This is a genomic window from Mesorhizobium sp. B283B1A (genome assembly GCF_020165735.1).
In the GTDB taxonomy this organism is placed as follows: domain Bacteria; phylum Pseudomonadota; class Alphaproteobacteria; order Rhizobiales; family Rhizobiaceae; genus Mesorhizobium; species Mesorhizobium opportunistum.
The window spans coordinates 91,223-106,456 of sequence record NZ_JAIUIQ010000004.1 but is presented as its reverse complement, the minus strand read 5'-3'; the positions used below and the strand labels follow the sequence as shown (position 1 = coordinate 106,456).

Sequence of the window (15,234 nt, the reverse complement as noted above, 5' to 3'; positions counted from 1 at the left end):
AGTCGAGATGAACGACCAATATAATTTGCAGAGGTTCGTCAGCGCTCAGGATCCGGTGTACGGCGACGCGCTGGCTATGCTGCGTCGAGGCATGATGTGTACTCCATACATGGAGTTGATCTTCCCGACGTTGACTACCGGGCGAAGCGACACTGGAGCCGATCCGTACGCGATCACATCACTCGACGAGGCAGGCGCTTCGACCCGCCGATGTGGCCGCCGCCGAAACCGTCACCACTTTGTTTCTTCCTGCGGCAGAGGCATCAACCCGTGTTCCTCTGGTACGCCCGGGAAGCGGCCTTCACGCCAGTCCGCCTTTGCCTGCTCAATCCGTTCGACTGAGGAGGAGACGAAGTTCCAATGGACATAGCGTGGTTCGGAAAGAGGCTCGCCGCCGATCAGCATCAGCCGCGCGGCATGGAAGGCAGGCGCCCCGAGCACGATCTCAGCGCCGGGCGCCAGCATGATCAATTCGCCTTCACCGAACGTGCCAAGTTGGCCCATGACTTCAATCTCGCCGGCGACAACATAGATCGCACGCTCGCGATATCCGGGTTTCACCTGATATCGCGCACTGCCCGTGAGCACGATTTCGGCGCAGACTAGGTCGGAGTACGTCTTTGCAGGAGAGACCAACCCGTCGGACGTCCCTCCGATCAAAGTGAACTCGATCCCGTCGGCACAGATCCGTGGGATTTCGACAGCGTCATAGTGCGCAAAGTGGGCGGCAACTTCTTCGTGCCGGGACGGGAGGGCCACCCACGCCTGAACGCCGAAGAGATTGCTTCCCCGCGCTCGGGCTTCTGGCGACGTGCGTTCGGAATGGACGATGCCCGACCCGGCCGTCATCCAGTTGACCTCGCCGGGGCGGATGGCCTGCACTTCACCGAGATTGTCGCGATGGATGATCTCCCCGTCGAACAGGTAGGTCACGGCCGCGATCCCGATATGCGGATGCGGCCCCATGTCGAAACCACGACCCGCGTCGAATACCACGGGGCCGAAATGGTCGAACAGGATGAAGGGGCCGATCATCAGGCGGTTCGAGGAGGGCAATACGCGCCGTACCTTCAAACCGTCGGCAAAATCACGCATAGCAGGCTGCCTGACTGGATCGATGCCTATGATGTCGCTTTGGCGGATGGTCATGAATCTCTGTCCTTTCGAATGCCTGGTCGACCACGTGCTCGAGCGTGCTCCGATGGGGCGGTGTGGAAGACAGCCTGAATGGCTTTCAGGAGCGCGAATTTGGAGCTATCTTGCTGCTGGCCGGGGATGCCGGTTTCGCCGTAAGCCGAAGTCCCCCTCGACAGGGTTGCCACAAGATCATCGGCCATCTCGGGCCTGTCGAGTAGGAGCGGCGCGAAGCTCTGCTGGTCTATCTGGTAGACCACGACGTGGGTCATTGCCCGCAATGTCGACGTCTCGCCAATACCTGCGAGCAGGCCGGTCTCGCCGAAGAAGTCGCCAGGTGCAAGCCGGCCAACCTCCTGCACTTTAGCATTGCTTTGGCCATGTTGCCGGACGATGACGCCCTTCCGGACAATCATGAGGGATGCCAGCATCTCTCCTTGTTCTGCAATGACGTCGCCCTTGCGATAACTGCGAACCGAGGTCGTCGCGGCAAGCGCCTCCTGCTCGGCATCCGTTAGCGTCGAGAAGATCGGTATGGCCTTGATCAGGTCGATCGCGGCGAAGCCTTGGGAGGTCGGCGTCCCGTCGATTGGCGGGGAGGTGACTGCAATCGAAGCCGAAAGTGGCGCTGCCAGCAGCACCCCGACCGACCTTGAGTGGCGATAGACAAGATCGAAAATTTCGTTCCGAGCTGTAATCCGCTGATCAAGGCTGGCGACGCGAAATGACAGCTCGATCTCGATTGCCGCCCCATCCAGGCTTGTGATGGCTACCACGGGCGAGGGGTCCTGGAGGATCGAGTTGCAGCTCAGCAGGACCATGCGCATCGTGTCTATGATGATAGCCGGCGTCTTCGTCAGAGACATCTTTACCGTCACGGCAAGTCCATGGCTCTCGTCTGGGCCGCTAAGGTTTGTTACCCCGATTTTGGCGACAAGGCTGTTCGGAAGTGCGATGACGTTGTGGGCCGGGGTGAGGAGTTGGGTCGAGCGCCAATTGGTCTCGACGACGCGGCCTTCGGTTCCGTCGTTCAGAATGATCCAGTTTCCAAGCACATAAGGGCGGCCGAGGTTAAGTGCGATTCCCGAAAATACATCACCAAGCGTATTCTGGAGCGCCAGACCCAGCATGACGGCAAAAACGCCCGACGTGGCGATGAGCGTTCCGACCGGCACGGCAAAGACGAATGCGAGGATCGAAAGGAGCGTTCCCGTATAAACGACGCCGACCACGACATCCTGCAAGAGGCGTGCCTCGTGCGGCTTTCGCTCGAACACGACATAGATGCGGACAAACCCGATTAGCGCCCAAGCAAGATGTACCCACCACAGCAGCTTGACCAATCCGATGAGGATCGCTCCGCTGGTTGTCTCATCGCCTCGTGCGGGCTCGTACGGGACGACCCGCAGTTCAAGAACCATGATCGACATTGCAAGGAAAAAGACCAGTTGGACGATCAACCTCGCATTGGCGAAGCGTGCCGGAACGAGGTTCCAAACGACAATTCCGGCGAGGCCGAGCGACACGATGTAGATCAGCGGTGAGTTCCACGAATTCATCGCCGGACCCAGATCGACCATGATCGCAATCCCTGTTTTTCAGCTTCGGAAGCAGCGTGGTTCCTGGCGCGCGACATGAAGTTGTCTCGTCGCCTGAACGCAACGGCTCGGCCCAAAGTGTGTTGCTATCGGCGACTTTCGAGGCCGGCTGGCGAGACACGATCATCGCCTCTTCTCATCAACGTTTGGTCTCCGGCCGCCGCGATCGCGCCTTTGCCGCCGGCGATCTTGTTCTTCTCCAGAACAGCTTCGGTGATTGAGTTGGGCAGCCGCCGTGGCTTCTCGATCAAGCCCAGCACCGGCAGTGCGATCAGGAAGAAGGCGAAGTAGTAAAGCGTCGCCAACTGAGACATGACGACGTAGTTCCCTTCGGCCGGCCGCGAACCAAGCCAGCCGAGAAACAGGCCGTTGGCGACGAAGAGCCAAAAGAACACTCTGTACCAGGGCCTGTAAACGGCCGAGCGAACCTTGGACCTGTCGAGCCACGGCACGACGAAAAGCACCACGATCGAGCCGAACATGGCGAGCACACCACCAAGTTTGGAATCGATCGGCCCAACATTGAAGGTGATGGCGCGCAGGATCGCGTAGAAGGGCAGGAAGTACCATTCCGGCACGATATGGGCCGGCGTCTTGAGCGGATTGGCGATGGTGTTGTTGTCAGGATGGCCGAGATAGTTCGGCAGGTAGAAGACGAAATAGGCGAAGAAGAACAGGAACACGACGATGCCGAACGCGTCCTTGACGGTGGCGTAGGGTGTGAAGTCCACGACATCGGTTTTTGATTTCACATCAATGCCGGCTGGATTGTTCTGCCCGACGACGTGAAGCGCCCAGACATGCAAGGTCACCACGCCTGCAAGCACGAACGGCAGCAGGTAATGCAGCGCAAAGAAGCGGTTCAGCGTCGGATTGCCGACCGCGAACCCGCCGAGAAGGAGCTGCTGGAACCAGCCGCCGACCAATGGGATGGCCGTGAAAAAGTTGGTAATGACGGTGGCTCCCCAGAACGACATCTGTCCCCAAGGCAGCACATAGCCTATGAAGGCGATCGCCATCATCAGCAAGAGGTTGGTGCAACCGAGCACCCACAGCAGCTCACGCGGCGCCTTGTAAGAGCCGTAGTAGAGCCCGCGGCAGATATGGGTGTAGGCGGCAATGAAGAAGAAGGAGGCGCCGTTCGCATGAAGAGAGCGCAGCAGCCATCCCGAATTCACGTCACGCATGATCTTCTCGACTGAATCGAAAGCCAGCCCAGTATCCGGAGCATAATGCATGGCCAGCACGATCCCGGTCAGGATCTGCGAAACCAGCATGACCGTGAGAATGCCGCCGAACGTATAGGCATAGTTCAAATTGCGCGGGACGGGATAGACGATGAAGCTATCGTGCACCAACCTCGGCAGCGGCAGGCGGGCGTCGAACCAGCGTTCGATACCGGTCTTGGGCGTATAGGTCGAATGTTTGTCGCTCATCGAAATGCCCCCCTCTCAGCTGATCCGGATCCTGGTGTCGGAAATGAACCGGAACACGGGTATCGCCATGTTCTCGGGCGCTGGGCCTTTGCGGATGCGGCCGGCAGTATCGTATTGCGAGCCGTGGCACGGGCAGAGCCAGCCCCCGAACTCGCCTTGCTGACCAACCGGGATGCAGCCGCTATGCGTGCAGACCTGGACCATCACGATCCAGGCTTCCTTGCCCGGAGCAGTACGGTTGGCGTCGATTCCCGGCGCATCGGCCGGCAGATTGGCGTTACGGGCGATCGGGTCCTTGAGCCCGGCCAAGCTTACAGCTTTGCCGTCCTCAATTTCCTTCTCGGTGCGGTTGCGAACGACGACGGGTTTGCCGCGCCACTGCACGACCAGCGACATTCCCGGCATCAGCGAGGAGACGTCGACTTCGACCGTGGCCAGTGCCTCGGCGGGCAATGCGGCGGTGCCTGTTTCGGTTTGGGAAAGCTCGGTCATGATGATGACGACTCCTCTGATTGGAAAGCTGCTTCAGTGCGTCGGCGTGCAGTTGGGAAACCCGGCTGCGGCCTCTCGCCTTTCGCGTTTGCTCATTTCGGATTGAACTATGCCGGCCGTGGCGGGATGTGGGCCATCGTGCCAAGGGCACGTGCGTCCAATACTTTCGTTTATGATTCCTGAGCGAAGGAGTGCCGGACTGTCGAGGACACCAGGCGTGGTGGTTATGAATCCTTGGCTGTTGCCGTTCCGTACTTGAGTGGGATTCCGGCGTTGCACGCGGCAATCGCAGAACGATTGCTTAGCTTGATCATACCTCGGCATAGGCACGCCTACCTGTCGGTGTCGTAGCCTTCCTCCCCGGCAAGTGGGAGTTTCTAAGGATAATCGGTGCGCAGAGCTAGGCGGGCTTCCGCCCGACGAATTTGCGAACTGCGTTCGGATTCAGACAAGGGAAAAACCGTGAAACTGTATTATAGCCCGCTCGCCTGCAGCCTGGCCGACCACATCGCACTGGAGGAGGCGGGTGCAGCCTTCGAGCGCGAAACGGTCAATCTCAAGACCAAGCGAACGGGCTCCGGCGATGATTTCACCACTGTCACGCGCAAGGGGTATGTTCCCGCCCTCGTGCTGGATAGCGGGGAAACGCTGACAGAAAATGTCGCCGTCCTCGATTGGATAGCGGCGCAATACCCCGCACTCGGCGTGGAAGGGCCGATGGGTCGTACGCGCGTTCTCGAAGCGCTGACCTATGTCTCAACTGAAATACACCGAAGCTTCAAACCCATGTGGCACCAAGGCAGCGATGCTGAAAAGGCCAAGGCGCGCAGGACGATTACGTCGCAACTCGATCTCTTCGCGAACGGTCTCAAGACTGATTATCTGTTCGGCGAGAAACCCAGCGTCGCGGACTTTTACCTTTTCGTGATGCTGCTTTGGGCAGCCCGCTTCCAAGTCCCTGTTCCGGCTCCTTTAGAAGCGCTGCGCGCCCGAATTGCGGCCCGTCCGGCCGTTCGCGTCGCAATGAAGCGTGAGGGCCTTGTCTAAGTGCGAGACCGGCCGCGTGTCGTGTCACCCTTGAGCCACGACACATTGAGTTTGTCCATGCTTCCGTTGCTGCAGATCCTCCACCTGATCGCTGCCAAGCGCGGCGACGGGTTACGCCCCGAATTTCTAAGGATGCAAAGCGAGGCGGCACAAAGCGTGACCTTCCCGCGTGTTCAAACGCAACTTTCTACACTGCCCGGCAATCGCGTCATTCCAGCTCAATGTATTTCTGAACTTCAGTCGGTGGAGCCACCGACCTCTCGCCGTCCAAGGGGGTTGTCGAGGCACACAGGCTGGGAACGCCAAGCCGATGAATGAAGGTGATGCCAGTGCTGTGCCAAAAACAGGTGGCGTCCGATGGTGCCGCGAAAGGGGTTGCAAGAATGGAAAATACAAGACCGCCGGGAGAAATTGATCGCTATCGCAGGGCCTTTGTCGGCGTTGCCGCAATGGGTCTGGCTGCTACCCAGTTCACGACAGTTCGCACTGCTAAAGCACAATGCGTTTCAGAGCTGGACGGAGCAACGACAGAACGATCGACGGCTGCCTCGTTCGCTGCGCTCAGGCAAATCGACGCCGGCTTGCTGAACGTTGGCTACGCTGAAGCTGGTCCATCCAACGGTCCCGTCGTTATCCTCCTTCACGGCTGGCCTTACGACATCCACAGCTTTGTCGATGTCGCTCCCTTGTTGGCAATGGCGGGCTATCGCGTGATCGTTCCGTACTCGCGCGGTCATGGCACGACGCACTTTCTCTCCAGTCAGACGGTCCGCAACGGCCAGCAGTCGGTGCTGGCTGCCGATGTCATCAAATTGATGGATGCGCTGAAGATCGGCGACGCGATCGTCGCCGGCTATGACTGGGGCGCACGCACAGCCTGCATCATCGCGGCGCTCTGGCCGGAGCGCTGCAATGCGCTCGTTTCGGTCAGCGGTTATCTGATCGGCAGTCTCGAAGCAAACAGAATGCCGCTGCCGCCGAAGGCCGAACTCCAATGGTGGTATCAGTACTATTTCACGACGGAGCGCGGCCGGGCCGGGTATCAACAGTACCGGCGCGATTTCGCAAACCTTATCTGGCGGATCGCCTCGCCGAAATGTGATTTTGATGACGCCACCTTTGAGCGCAGCGCGGCGAGCCTCGGCAACCCGGATCACGTCAGCATCGTCATTCACAATTACCGCTGGCGGCTCGGGCTTGCCGAAGGCGAACCGGAATATGACGGCCTGGAAAAACGGCTGGCCGAAAGCCCGGTGATCACGGTGCCCACCATCACCCTTGAGGGGGATGCCAATGGCGCACCCCACCCCGAGAGCAGTTCCTATGCCAAGAAATTTTCGGGCAGATACGCGCATCGGACCATCACGGGCGGAATTGGCCACAACTTGCCGCAGGAAGCCCCACAGGCTTTCGCCCAGGCAGTCATAGACGTGGGCGAATACTGATCGGGCGAACTCGCGACCAACTGATGCGGAGATGATCCGCGAATTGGGTAAATCCAACTCCGCCCCTCCGGCCCTATGCCGGTCGACCAGTGGCGTTTCGATCAAGATTGAAAGGGATCTGTTGTGGATTCGACGTTGCCATCCGCTGTTGCTCAACCGGTCGTCGCGCAACTGACGCGGGCCGCGATATTTCTCGTTGTGACGGTCAATTCCGGACCAGAACACGAAGCGACCGTGCGCGCCTTATGTGGCGATCTTTCCGCACTTCTGCGCGCAGTCGGCTCCCGTGACCTCGAGGGTCGGCTCTCGTGTGTCATGGCGTTTGGTTCCGATGTCTGGGACCGCTTGTTTGGAGCCCCCAGACCGAAGGACCTGCATCCATTTCGCGAAATCGAAGGTCAGCATCATGCCGTCTCGACGCCGGGCGACATCCTCTTTCACATTCGTGCATCGCGTATGGACCTTTGCTTCGAACTGGCGACACAGATCATGTCGCGGCTCGACGGCGCAGTCTCCACGGCGGATGAGGTGCACGGCTTCAACTATTTCGATGACCGCGACCTGATCGGCTTCGTCGATGGCACGGAGAACCCGGTGGATGATCGCGCCGTCAAGGCCGCGATCATCGGCGAGGAGGACACCTCATTCGCCGGAGGGAGCTATGTGATCGTGCAGAAGTACCTGCATGATTTGAAAGCCTGGAACGCGCTCCCCATCGAGAAGCAAGAGGGAATTGTTGGCAGAAAAAAGCTCTCAGATATCGAACTGGACGATGACGTGAAACCGACCTGGGCGCACAATGCGCTGACCACGATCATCGAGGACGGAGAACAGTTGGAGATCGTCCGCGACAACATGCCGTTCGGCGACGTCGGCAAGGGTGAGTTCGGTACTTATTTCATCGGTTACGCCCGTTCGCCGCGCAGAATCGAGCAGATGCTCGAGAACATGTTCATTGGCCGCCCGCCAGGCAACTACGATCGGTTGCTGGACTTCAGCCGTGCGGTCACTGGCACATTGTTCTTCGTCCCGTCGACGACATTCCTGGAGAACCTTGCAACGGGGGAAGTCATCTCGACCACCGGTCCGGGCCTGTCGGGTTGACCTGTTCGGAGTAACCGTCAACAGGTTCCCCACCGAATATGAAACGCACGAACGACACCCCCACTTTGGCTTTCCAACGCTACACTGGCCTGGGCGATGAACGGGACGGTCGATGTTCCCGGTCTGTGCTCGAAAGTCGCATAAATGGCAGTGTGGAACTGACCGGAGTGTTGGCGCACGAATCGTCCTAGCTGAACCGCCAAAAGCGCTCCGACTGCTTGCGGCGCTTCGGTCAGTCAACATCACAATAGGCGTTTGGCGCAAGCGGGCCGGAAGCCAGTCTCACATTTGGACGACCGCTCAAGCTGTTCGTTTGGCGTCGTAGCTGCCGTTTGGCTAACCGCACAGGCGCGCCGCCAATAGAATTCCACACGAAGCATTCGGCGTTGTCACGATGAGGGGGATTGCGTAGCCCTCTTCGAAATCCAAAACCGTATCTCGTGAGAGGCCACAGATTCGACCGATTCAGCTTTGCTTGCCACGCGCGAGATGGTTCGACCAAGCCGCAACCTATTCTGAAGCTAGCCCAGCCTCGACCAATCGCCGGAAAGCTTCCGATCTGGTGGGGAGATCTGGCTGCCTGCGACGCCATTCGTCTACGCGAGCAAGTAAGTCGGTCGAGAGCCGCAATTCGAAGCGTTCAGTTTTGTTGTCGAGAGGATCAGGAACGTTTGACAATGGCGATGTCCGTAATGTACGGTATGTACGTAATGTGGTTCGCTCTTAGCGGCCGAACGTCGTGCTCCAACACATCGTTCGGCCTGAGCACAACCCAAGCTGTATGGAGCTCGGATCGTGGCTGATTCCGACCATAGCATGACTTTGTCTCTCGTCACCCGAACGAGGGCAATTGTGGGAACGACAATTGCAGTTGTGAGACCAAGCCTAACCGCCTTTGCTTACAGTGATCTGAGCACGAGCCGATCAGTTGGTCCTAATGTGGTGCGTTGTGTGGGTGTCGGCAGGCTCACGAAAAGACTGAAATTTAGGATCGTGCAGCTATGAAGGTGGGTCGCGCGGATGGCGAATGGCCACTCCGCAACATTGCGGAACGAAACGCGAGGCTGCCAAGAGCACCGCATCAAACAGGAAACACACCGCCACCATCAAACCAGAGGATCTAAGAGCCGAACACCTTCACCCTTTTGACCAGCGGACAAGAATTCGACACCCGCTTTTATCAAAGCCGCTTCAATGGCCTGCAAAGTGCTGATCCGGGAATCTACCTTGCCGTTTTCCAACCGGGCCAGCGCATTGAGCGATACGATTGCCTTGTCAGCAAGCTCCTGCTGCGACCAACCAAGCAAAGCCCGCGCGGCTCGAATCTGTCGTGGACTGACCATGAGTCCACAATCGACAGGCAGATTTTCTTTGCCACCTATAGGGTTATTTTGCACCCTGTAAGGTATATTAAATGGCGATTCGAATGCAGATAAATGGGCGCGAAGAGCCCGGAGCGGGCGCGACAAACTCTCTATCCGGCTGACGAGTGGAGCATCGAAAGGCCTTGTTGAAACCGCAACGCTCCGTCCTCCTTCGGACGGGGCCGAAGCCAAAGGTCGACAGTGACCCTCATCCCGCCGATCAGCATGTCGGCAGGCAGATTGCGACCGTTCGCGTCCAGTCGGACGTCTCGCAGGCCCAGCTTGCCCGATCCATCGGCATCAGCTTCCAGCAGCTTCAGAAATACGAGAACGCGCGCAATCGCGTGAGCGCTTCTATGCTCTACGAGATCGCCAGCTCGCTCGGTGTTCCTGTTGGCCGCTTCTTCGAAGGCCTGCCCGGAAACAATGAGGCTCGCGCCGAGGCGCGGCCGCTGCCGGTCGATGAGCGCCTGGATTTCATCGCCAGCGCGGAAGGCCGGCGCCTGATTGAGGGTCTTGTGAACCTTCCGCCGCGTGTGCGCGGTCGCGTTTCTTCCCTGATCGCAGCGCTAGGAGAAGAACTGGCCCTGCCAGATACGGCGGCGGATAGCGAAACGGCCGGCGAATCCGCGCCGGCCGAATGCAAGACCGTCTGACGGCCGGTCGGGGCCGTCAGCCGAATTTTCGTGCGGCGGGCAGGGCGATGCGGCCGCAATCCGAGGATACTTCGATTTCGACGCCGAACGCCCGCGAGCGGGTCGCGAATCCCTCGAGGATGTCTCGGGCCGCGCCTCCAGTGACGGCGACGGGCACCAGTTTGCTCGTTGCTGATCCGAGAGACTGAGGGTCCGCCCCGACCACAACGGGCAGGAGGTCTATTCCAGCTAGGGTTCCGCCCGCATCATAACGGCAGGCGGCGACAATGCTTTGCCAGACTTCCGGTGGATCCCATTCGGTTTCGTCGGGGTGCACATGGAAGAGGAAGTTGCCGAGGCCGTAGAAGATCGGCGAGCCCTTGTAGATTTCTATCGCCTGCAGAACCGGAGCGCCGTGGCTGACGAATAGGTTTGCGCCGGCGTCGATGCACATCCTGGCAAAGGTCTGCACCCAGCGCGGCACGTCCTGCCAACCTGGTTCCCAATGATGGTGGTGCAGATAGGCTATAACGAAATCGCCTTGTGCCGCGGCGGGTCGGATGGCGGACAGATGGACACTCGCGCTCCGCTGATCGACTTCGATCAGACGGCCGAAATCGGCGGCTTGCGTGAACACGGTTCCGTAGAAATTGATCTCCTTGCCGGCTGCCACCTCTAGCGGGTCCTCCGGTTGCGCATAGTTGGCCAGTTCAAAGGGTGAGCTTTGCAAATGAGCGCCCAGTCTTGCCAGTCTGCTGAAATGTCCGTCCGGCACCCCCATCTTGCGAACGGTGTTCAGACGATTGACGCCGGGCCGAGCCGGCCGGGAGGCCGTGCGGTCTTCGGCATACATGTTGGTCGGGCCGGGGCCTGCATCCATGGCAAGAAGCGCGACCTCGCGCGCGCCCAGCCGGCGGCGGCCCGGTTTCCTCGCCTCCGTCTCGTCGGCCCCGATGCCGGCATGGAGGAAACCGCGCGCTTCCACCTCCTCCAGCGTCGAGAGGATGCCGCCGGCGCCGAGATCGAAGGCGTGGTTGTTTGCGAGCGCAAGCGCGTTGAAACCGATGGCCTGCAATGCGTCGAGCACTTCAGCCCTGGAATATCCGAAGTATTTGCCCTTGGTCGGCCACCCGCCGTGCTTGCCGAGGATTGTCGACTCGAAGTTGGTGAAGACGACGTCGCCTTGGCGCAGGAAGTCCGTAACCGCGATGAAGCGTTCGTCTTTGACGTCACGGATGTCGTGCTTGATCAGGGATTGGCCGGTAACAACTGCGCAGAACTGGTCTTTCATAGAACTCGCCTTGAAGGAGGGGAGGGCGCTGACGTTGCGGCCAGCGCCACGTGAATGTCGAAGTCGGTTGCCGCCTATTGCGAGAGGCCTGGTGAGATATCGCTCTTGAACCACTTCAGGCTCAGCGCCTTGATCGTCCCATCCTTGGTGGCGGCGTCGATGGCCGCGTTGAACTTGGTGAGCAACTCGGTATCGTCTTTGCGCATGCCGGCGCCGACGCCCGGCCCCCAGAGGCCGCCCTTCAGTTCCGGCCCGAAAAACACCACATCCGAGCCGGCAGGCGTCTCCAGAAAATCCCGCCAGGTGAAATAGTCGGCGAGGCCGCCGTCGATGCGACCCGCGGCAAGATCAAGCTTCATATTGTCCTGGCTGTCATAACTGCGGATGGTCACGACATCGCCCAGCATTTCCTTCACGACGGCTTCCGAATTCGACGAGCGCAGGGCCCCGATCGCCTTGCCGGCGAGTGTCGATCTGAGGCGTTCAATGGTCGCCTTCTCCTTGTCCCCGATGGTCGAGAGGTTGACCTTCTCCTTGGTGTCGCCGGCGTCGAGACCAAGGTTCTTGCGCACAACGAACTGGTTGAAGCCGGTGGCGTAGGGAACGGAGAACGCGATCTTCTGCTTGCGCTTTTCCGTGATCGCCATGCCGGACATGATGACGTCGAACTTGCCTACAAGCAGTGCCGGTATGATCCCGTCCCAATCCTGCGGGACGAAGGTACATTTGATCGCGATGCGACGGCAAAGCTCCAGTCCGACATCGATATCGTAACCGTAGAGCTGACCATTCGCGTCGGTGCCGTCCCAGGGCGGCGAGGCGCCTTCAGTGGCAATCGATATGACGCTCTTGGTTTCGGCGCTCGCCGGAAATGCCGACATCAGGGATGCGATAGAAACAGCAATAGCCAGGGGTATGCGCATAATGCACCTCTTCGTTGGTTTGGATGGAAAGGGCTGCCGAAAGACCCGCGGTCAGGGCAGGGGCGTCGTGACCTCGGGGTCAGGCAATGGCGGGCGCAACCCCGGCTTTCGTCGACGCACAGGACGGCCGTCGGTCGACAGTCGCCGCTCCAGGAACTGCATGGCTTTTACGGCAATGGACGTCAGCGATAGATAGATCGCTCCGGCGACGATGAAGATCTCGTACGGTGCGAACGTGGTAGACACCATCTGTCTCGCCATGCCGGTGATCTCGAGCAGCGTTACAGTGCTCGCCAGGGACGAGCCCTTGATCATCCCCACGACCTCGTTGCCATAGGCAGGGAGCGATATCCTGAACGCGATCGGGAAGGTGACCAGGCGAGCGATCTGGAGGCGTTTCAAGCCGAGAGACGTGGCCGCCTCGGTGACACCCTTAGGCACGGACTGGAGACCGCGGCACAGGATCTCGGTGGTGTGTGCCGCGCTGTTGAGCGAAAATGTCAGAAGGGCGCACCAGAAAGGGTCGCGCAGGATCGCCCAGAAGATGCTGGCTCGCACCGCCTCGATTTGAGCGAGGCCGTAATAGAGCAGGAAGAGCTGAACCAGCATCGGCGTGCCGCGAATGACATAGGTGTATGCCAGCACCGCGAGCGAGAGGCCGGGACGTCCAAACGCTCGGACGAAGGCCAGCGGCACGGACAGCAGAAACCCGGCCGTCAGCGACAAGACCGTCAGGGTCAAGGTGAGACCAACCCCCGAAGGCAGGACAACCATTGCGTCGAACATCAAGCCGAGGTTCATGGGTCGCGCCCTCCTACCGGCCGAGTGCCGGATAGCGCCGCTCAGCCAGCCGGATCGACAGCAGCGTGACGGTGGTCAGTGAGAGGTAGAGAGCGGCGGCCGCAAGGTAGAAGGTCAATGGTGCGCGCAAGGATCCGGCTCCCAGATAGGCGACGCGCATGATGTCGGTCAGGCCAACGATCGAGACGAGCGCAGTATCCTTGAAGAGCGAAATCCAGAGATTGCCATAGGCCGGCAGCGCCAGCCGCAGCATCTGCGGTCCGATGACGAAAACCCAGCGCTGCCAGGCTTTCAGCCCAAGCGACTTTGCCGCTTCGGCTTGACCCGCTGGCACTGCCGCAATCGCGCCGCGAAATACTTCGGTCGCGTAACCACTGAAGACGACCGAAAGCGCGATAACGCCTGCGGTGAATGCGTTCACCTCCACGTACCGGCCGGCGATCTTGCTGGCGAGGCTCGTTCCGCCGAAGTAGATGAGCAGGATAATGAGAAGTTCTGGTACACCACGGACAACCGTCGTGTACGCGGTCACGACGCTGTTGAAGCGCGGCTGTGCCGTGCCCTTCGAAATGGCCAGAAACAGCCCGAATGCCGTACCCAGGCAGCCGCTGACAAGAGCCAGGCTTATGGTCACGGTGAGTGCGACAACAAACTGAGTAGTAAAACCACCCATGGGGCGCTTTCCCTGACTCGCAATACCGCGAGATACGACGGTCGTTGTCACTCAGACCAAATCGTATAACCCGAGGTTGCGAAATATTATATTTGTAATTCCGAGTTAACTTAAGATGTCGCCTAATTCTAGCGCCGGAAATTGGACACTCAATCTATAATTTTTATTCTTTTATCTATAACGTTCCGTTATATACTGGGGCGGTTCGTTGCTCTCAGGTCGGCGGTATCCGCTTCCCGGGTGGCGTTGTCGGGCAAAGGAGCGAAGGGAATGGAGTTGCTGCAGAGCGACCTGAAGCTCCGTCAACTGAGGGTCTTCCGAGAAGTTTTGCGGGCTGGTTCGACAAGGCGAGCGGCGGCAGCACTCGGGATAAGCCAGCCGGCCGTCAGTCAACATGTGAAGCAACTCGAGGCCACGCTCGGCATCACACTCTTCAAGAGATCAGCCAACCGCATCGTCCCCTTGCAGGAAGCCTGGGAACTCCTGCGGAACGTAGAACTTGCCCTGACATCCCTGGATCGGCTGGGAGCGTCGATCTTCGCGATGAAGAATGATGAAAAGCAGCGGATTGCGATTGCCGCGCCTTCTGTTTTCGGTTTCGTGACCTTGCCCAAGGTCGTGGCGATTATCCACGCAAAGACCGCTTCGAATGTCCGGTCGATTTCAGGAAGCTACGAGCAGATCGGCGAGCACATCCTGGCAGGACGTGCGGAACTTGGAATCTCGAGGTTGCCCCTGGACCCAAGTCTGTTTGAGTGGGCGCCGCTTGGGTCAGCTCGCAACGTATGCATCTTTCATCCCGACCACCGTTTCTCACAACAGACCTGCATCGAGGCACAAGACCTGGCAGGCGAAACGATCGTCGATATCGATCCCCAGTTCGCCGCCCATCAAATGAACTTCAATGCCATGCGTTTCGCTGGCGTTGAGCCGAACATACTGGTGGAATTCGATTGCAACGGTCACGAAGCCGGATACGTTTCCGCTGGCCTGGGCATTTCAATCACCAATGAGATCATTGCGCGTGAATACGCGGCGTTTCACCTGGGAATAAAGCCAGTGGAACCGTCCGCGCTGTATCACTACGTGGCGATTTGGCAGAAGGGCAGGACCTTCTCCAACGCATTGAATGTATCGCTCGAGGCGATCATCGCTGCGTTTTCCACGGAGCCGCCCGCGACAGGTTCAGAGAGGGATTCCTCAGGAAGCGCCAATTTATTGGTAGTCGGCTAGGCTGCCCTCGCAACTCGGATCGTGTGCGGGGTTTCCGGCTGAGATGCGTATATCAACG

14 protein-coding genes and 1 pseudogene are annotated in these 15,234 nt (G+C 59.2%); 6 read left to right on the top strand and 9 right to left on the bottom strand.

Annotated features, from left to right (window positions below; all coding sequences use genetic code 11):
• Positions 1-7: 7 nt before the first annotated feature.
• A pseudogene (locus LB577_RS04365) lies at positions 8-187 on the top strand (DUF1810 family protein); the annotation flags it as partial.
• A gap of 44 nt (positions 188-231) precedes the next feature.
• Here the strand turns inward: LB577_RS04365 and LB577_RS04360 are convergent.
• The 4 genes from LB577_RS04360 to petA form a co-directional block, all read right to left on the bottom strand.
• Entirely contained in the window at positions 232-1,149 is a 918-nt protein-coding gene (locus LB577_RS04360) for a pirin family protein (RefSeq protein WP_224685693.1), read from the bottom strand.
• Positions 1,146-2,714, bottom strand: coding sequence for a mechanosensitive ion channel family protein (locus LB577_RS04355; RefSeq protein WP_224685692.1), 1,569 nt, complete (start codon positions 2,712-2,714; stop codon positions 1,146-1,148). Before LB577_RS04355 ends, LB577_RS04360 begins: the two co-directional genes overlap by 4 nt.
• 104 nt (positions 2,715-2,818) lie before the next feature.
• Positions 2,819-4,168, bottom strand: a complete 1,350-nt coding sequence (locus tag LB577_RS04350) for a cytochrome b (protein ID WP_224685691.1) — start codon at positions 4,166-4,168, stop codon at positions 2,819-2,821.
• Between the two features lie 15 nt (positions 4,169-4,183).
• Positions 4,184-4,660, bottom strand: a complete 477-nt coding sequence (petA, locus tag LB577_RS04345; protein WP_318013410.1) for a ubiquinol-cytochrome c reductase iron-sulfur subunit — start codon at positions 4,658-4,660, stop codon at positions 4,184-4,186.
• 462 nt (positions 4,661-5,122) lie between these two features.
• Between petA and LB577_RS04340 the strand changes: the two genes are divergently transcribed.
• From LB577_RS04340 to LB577_RS04330, 3 genes are all read left to right on the top strand, one after another.
• Positions 5,123-5,707: a glutathione binding-like protein gene (locus tag LB577_RS04340; RefSeq protein ID WP_013896601.1), complete on the top strand. Its 585-nt coding sequence runs from the start codon at positions 5,123-5,125 to the stop codon at positions 5,705-5,707.
• Positions 5,708-6,090: 383 nt separating this feature from the next.
• Positions 6,091-7,152 carry an alpha/beta fold hydrolase gene (locus LB577_RS04335; protein ID WP_224685812.1) on the top strand — a complete coding sequence of 354 codons (1,062 nt, stop codon included), beginning with the start codon at positions 6,091-6,093 and terminating at the stop codon, positions 7,150-7,152.
• Positions 7,153-7,275: 123 nt separating this feature from the next.
• Entirely contained in the window at positions 7,276-8,256 is a 981-nt protein-coding gene (locus tag LB577_RS04330; RefSeq protein WP_224685690.1) for a Dyp-type peroxidase, read from the top strand.
• A gap of 1,106 nt (positions 8,257-9,362) precedes the next feature.
• Here the strand turns inward: LB577_RS04330 and LB577_RS04325 are convergent.
• Positions 9,363-9,725, bottom strand: coding sequence for a multiprotein-bridging factor 1 family protein (locus tag LB577_RS04325; RefSeq protein ID WP_318013408.1), 363 nt, complete (start codon positions 9,723-9,725; stop codon positions 9,363-9,365).
• Between the two features lie 41 nt (positions 9,726-9,766).
• Between LB577_RS04325 and LB577_RS04320 the strand changes: the two genes are divergently transcribed.
• The gene (locus LB577_RS04320) at positions 9,767-10,276 is read left to right on the top strand and encodes a helix-turn-helix domain-containing protein (protein ID WP_224685689.1); all 510 of its coding nucleotides are present in this window, start codon (positions 9,767-9,769) and stop codon (positions 10,274-10,276) included.
• 16 nt (positions 10,277-10,292) lie between these two features.
• Here the strand turns inward: LB577_RS04320 and LB577_RS04315 are convergent, their stop codons facing one another.
• The 4 genes from LB577_RS04315 to LB577_RS04300 form a co-directional block, all read right to left on the bottom strand.
• Positions 10,293-11,546 (bottom strand): CapA family protein, encoded by a 1,254-nt coding sequence (locus LB577_RS04315; protein ID WP_224685688.1) that lies wholly within the window; start codon positions 11,544-11,546, stop codon positions 10,293-10,295.
• A gap of 74 nt (positions 11,547-11,620) precedes the next feature.
• The gene (locus LB577_RS04310) at positions 11,621-12,469 is read right to left on the bottom strand and encodes a transporter substrate-binding domain-containing protein (RefSeq protein ID WP_224685687.1); all 849 of its coding nucleotides are present in this window, start codon (positions 12,467-12,469) and stop codon (positions 11,621-11,623) included.
• 51 nt (positions 12,470-12,520) lie between these two features.
• Complete coding sequence (locus tag LB577_RS04305) at positions 12,521-13,270, bottom strand: ABC transporter permease (protein WP_224685686.1); 750 nt, start codon at positions 13,268-13,270, stop codon at positions 12,521-12,523.
• Between the two features lie 13 nt (positions 13,271-13,283).
• Entirely contained in the window at positions 13,284-13,943 is a 660-nt protein-coding gene (locus tag LB577_RS04300; RefSeq protein WP_224685685.1) for an ABC transporter permease subunit, read from the bottom strand.
• A gap of 270 nt (positions 13,944-14,213) precedes the next feature.
• Here LB577_RS04300 and LB577_RS04295 point away from each other — a divergent pair, with 270 nt between their 5' ends.
• The gene (locus tag LB577_RS04295) at positions 14,214-15,176 is read left to right on the top strand and encodes a LysR family transcriptional regulator (RefSeq protein WP_224685684.1); all 963 of its coding nucleotides are present in this window, start codon (positions 14,214-14,216) and stop codon (positions 15,174-15,176) included.
• The last annotated feature ends 58 nt before the right edge of the window (positions 15,177-15,234 follow it).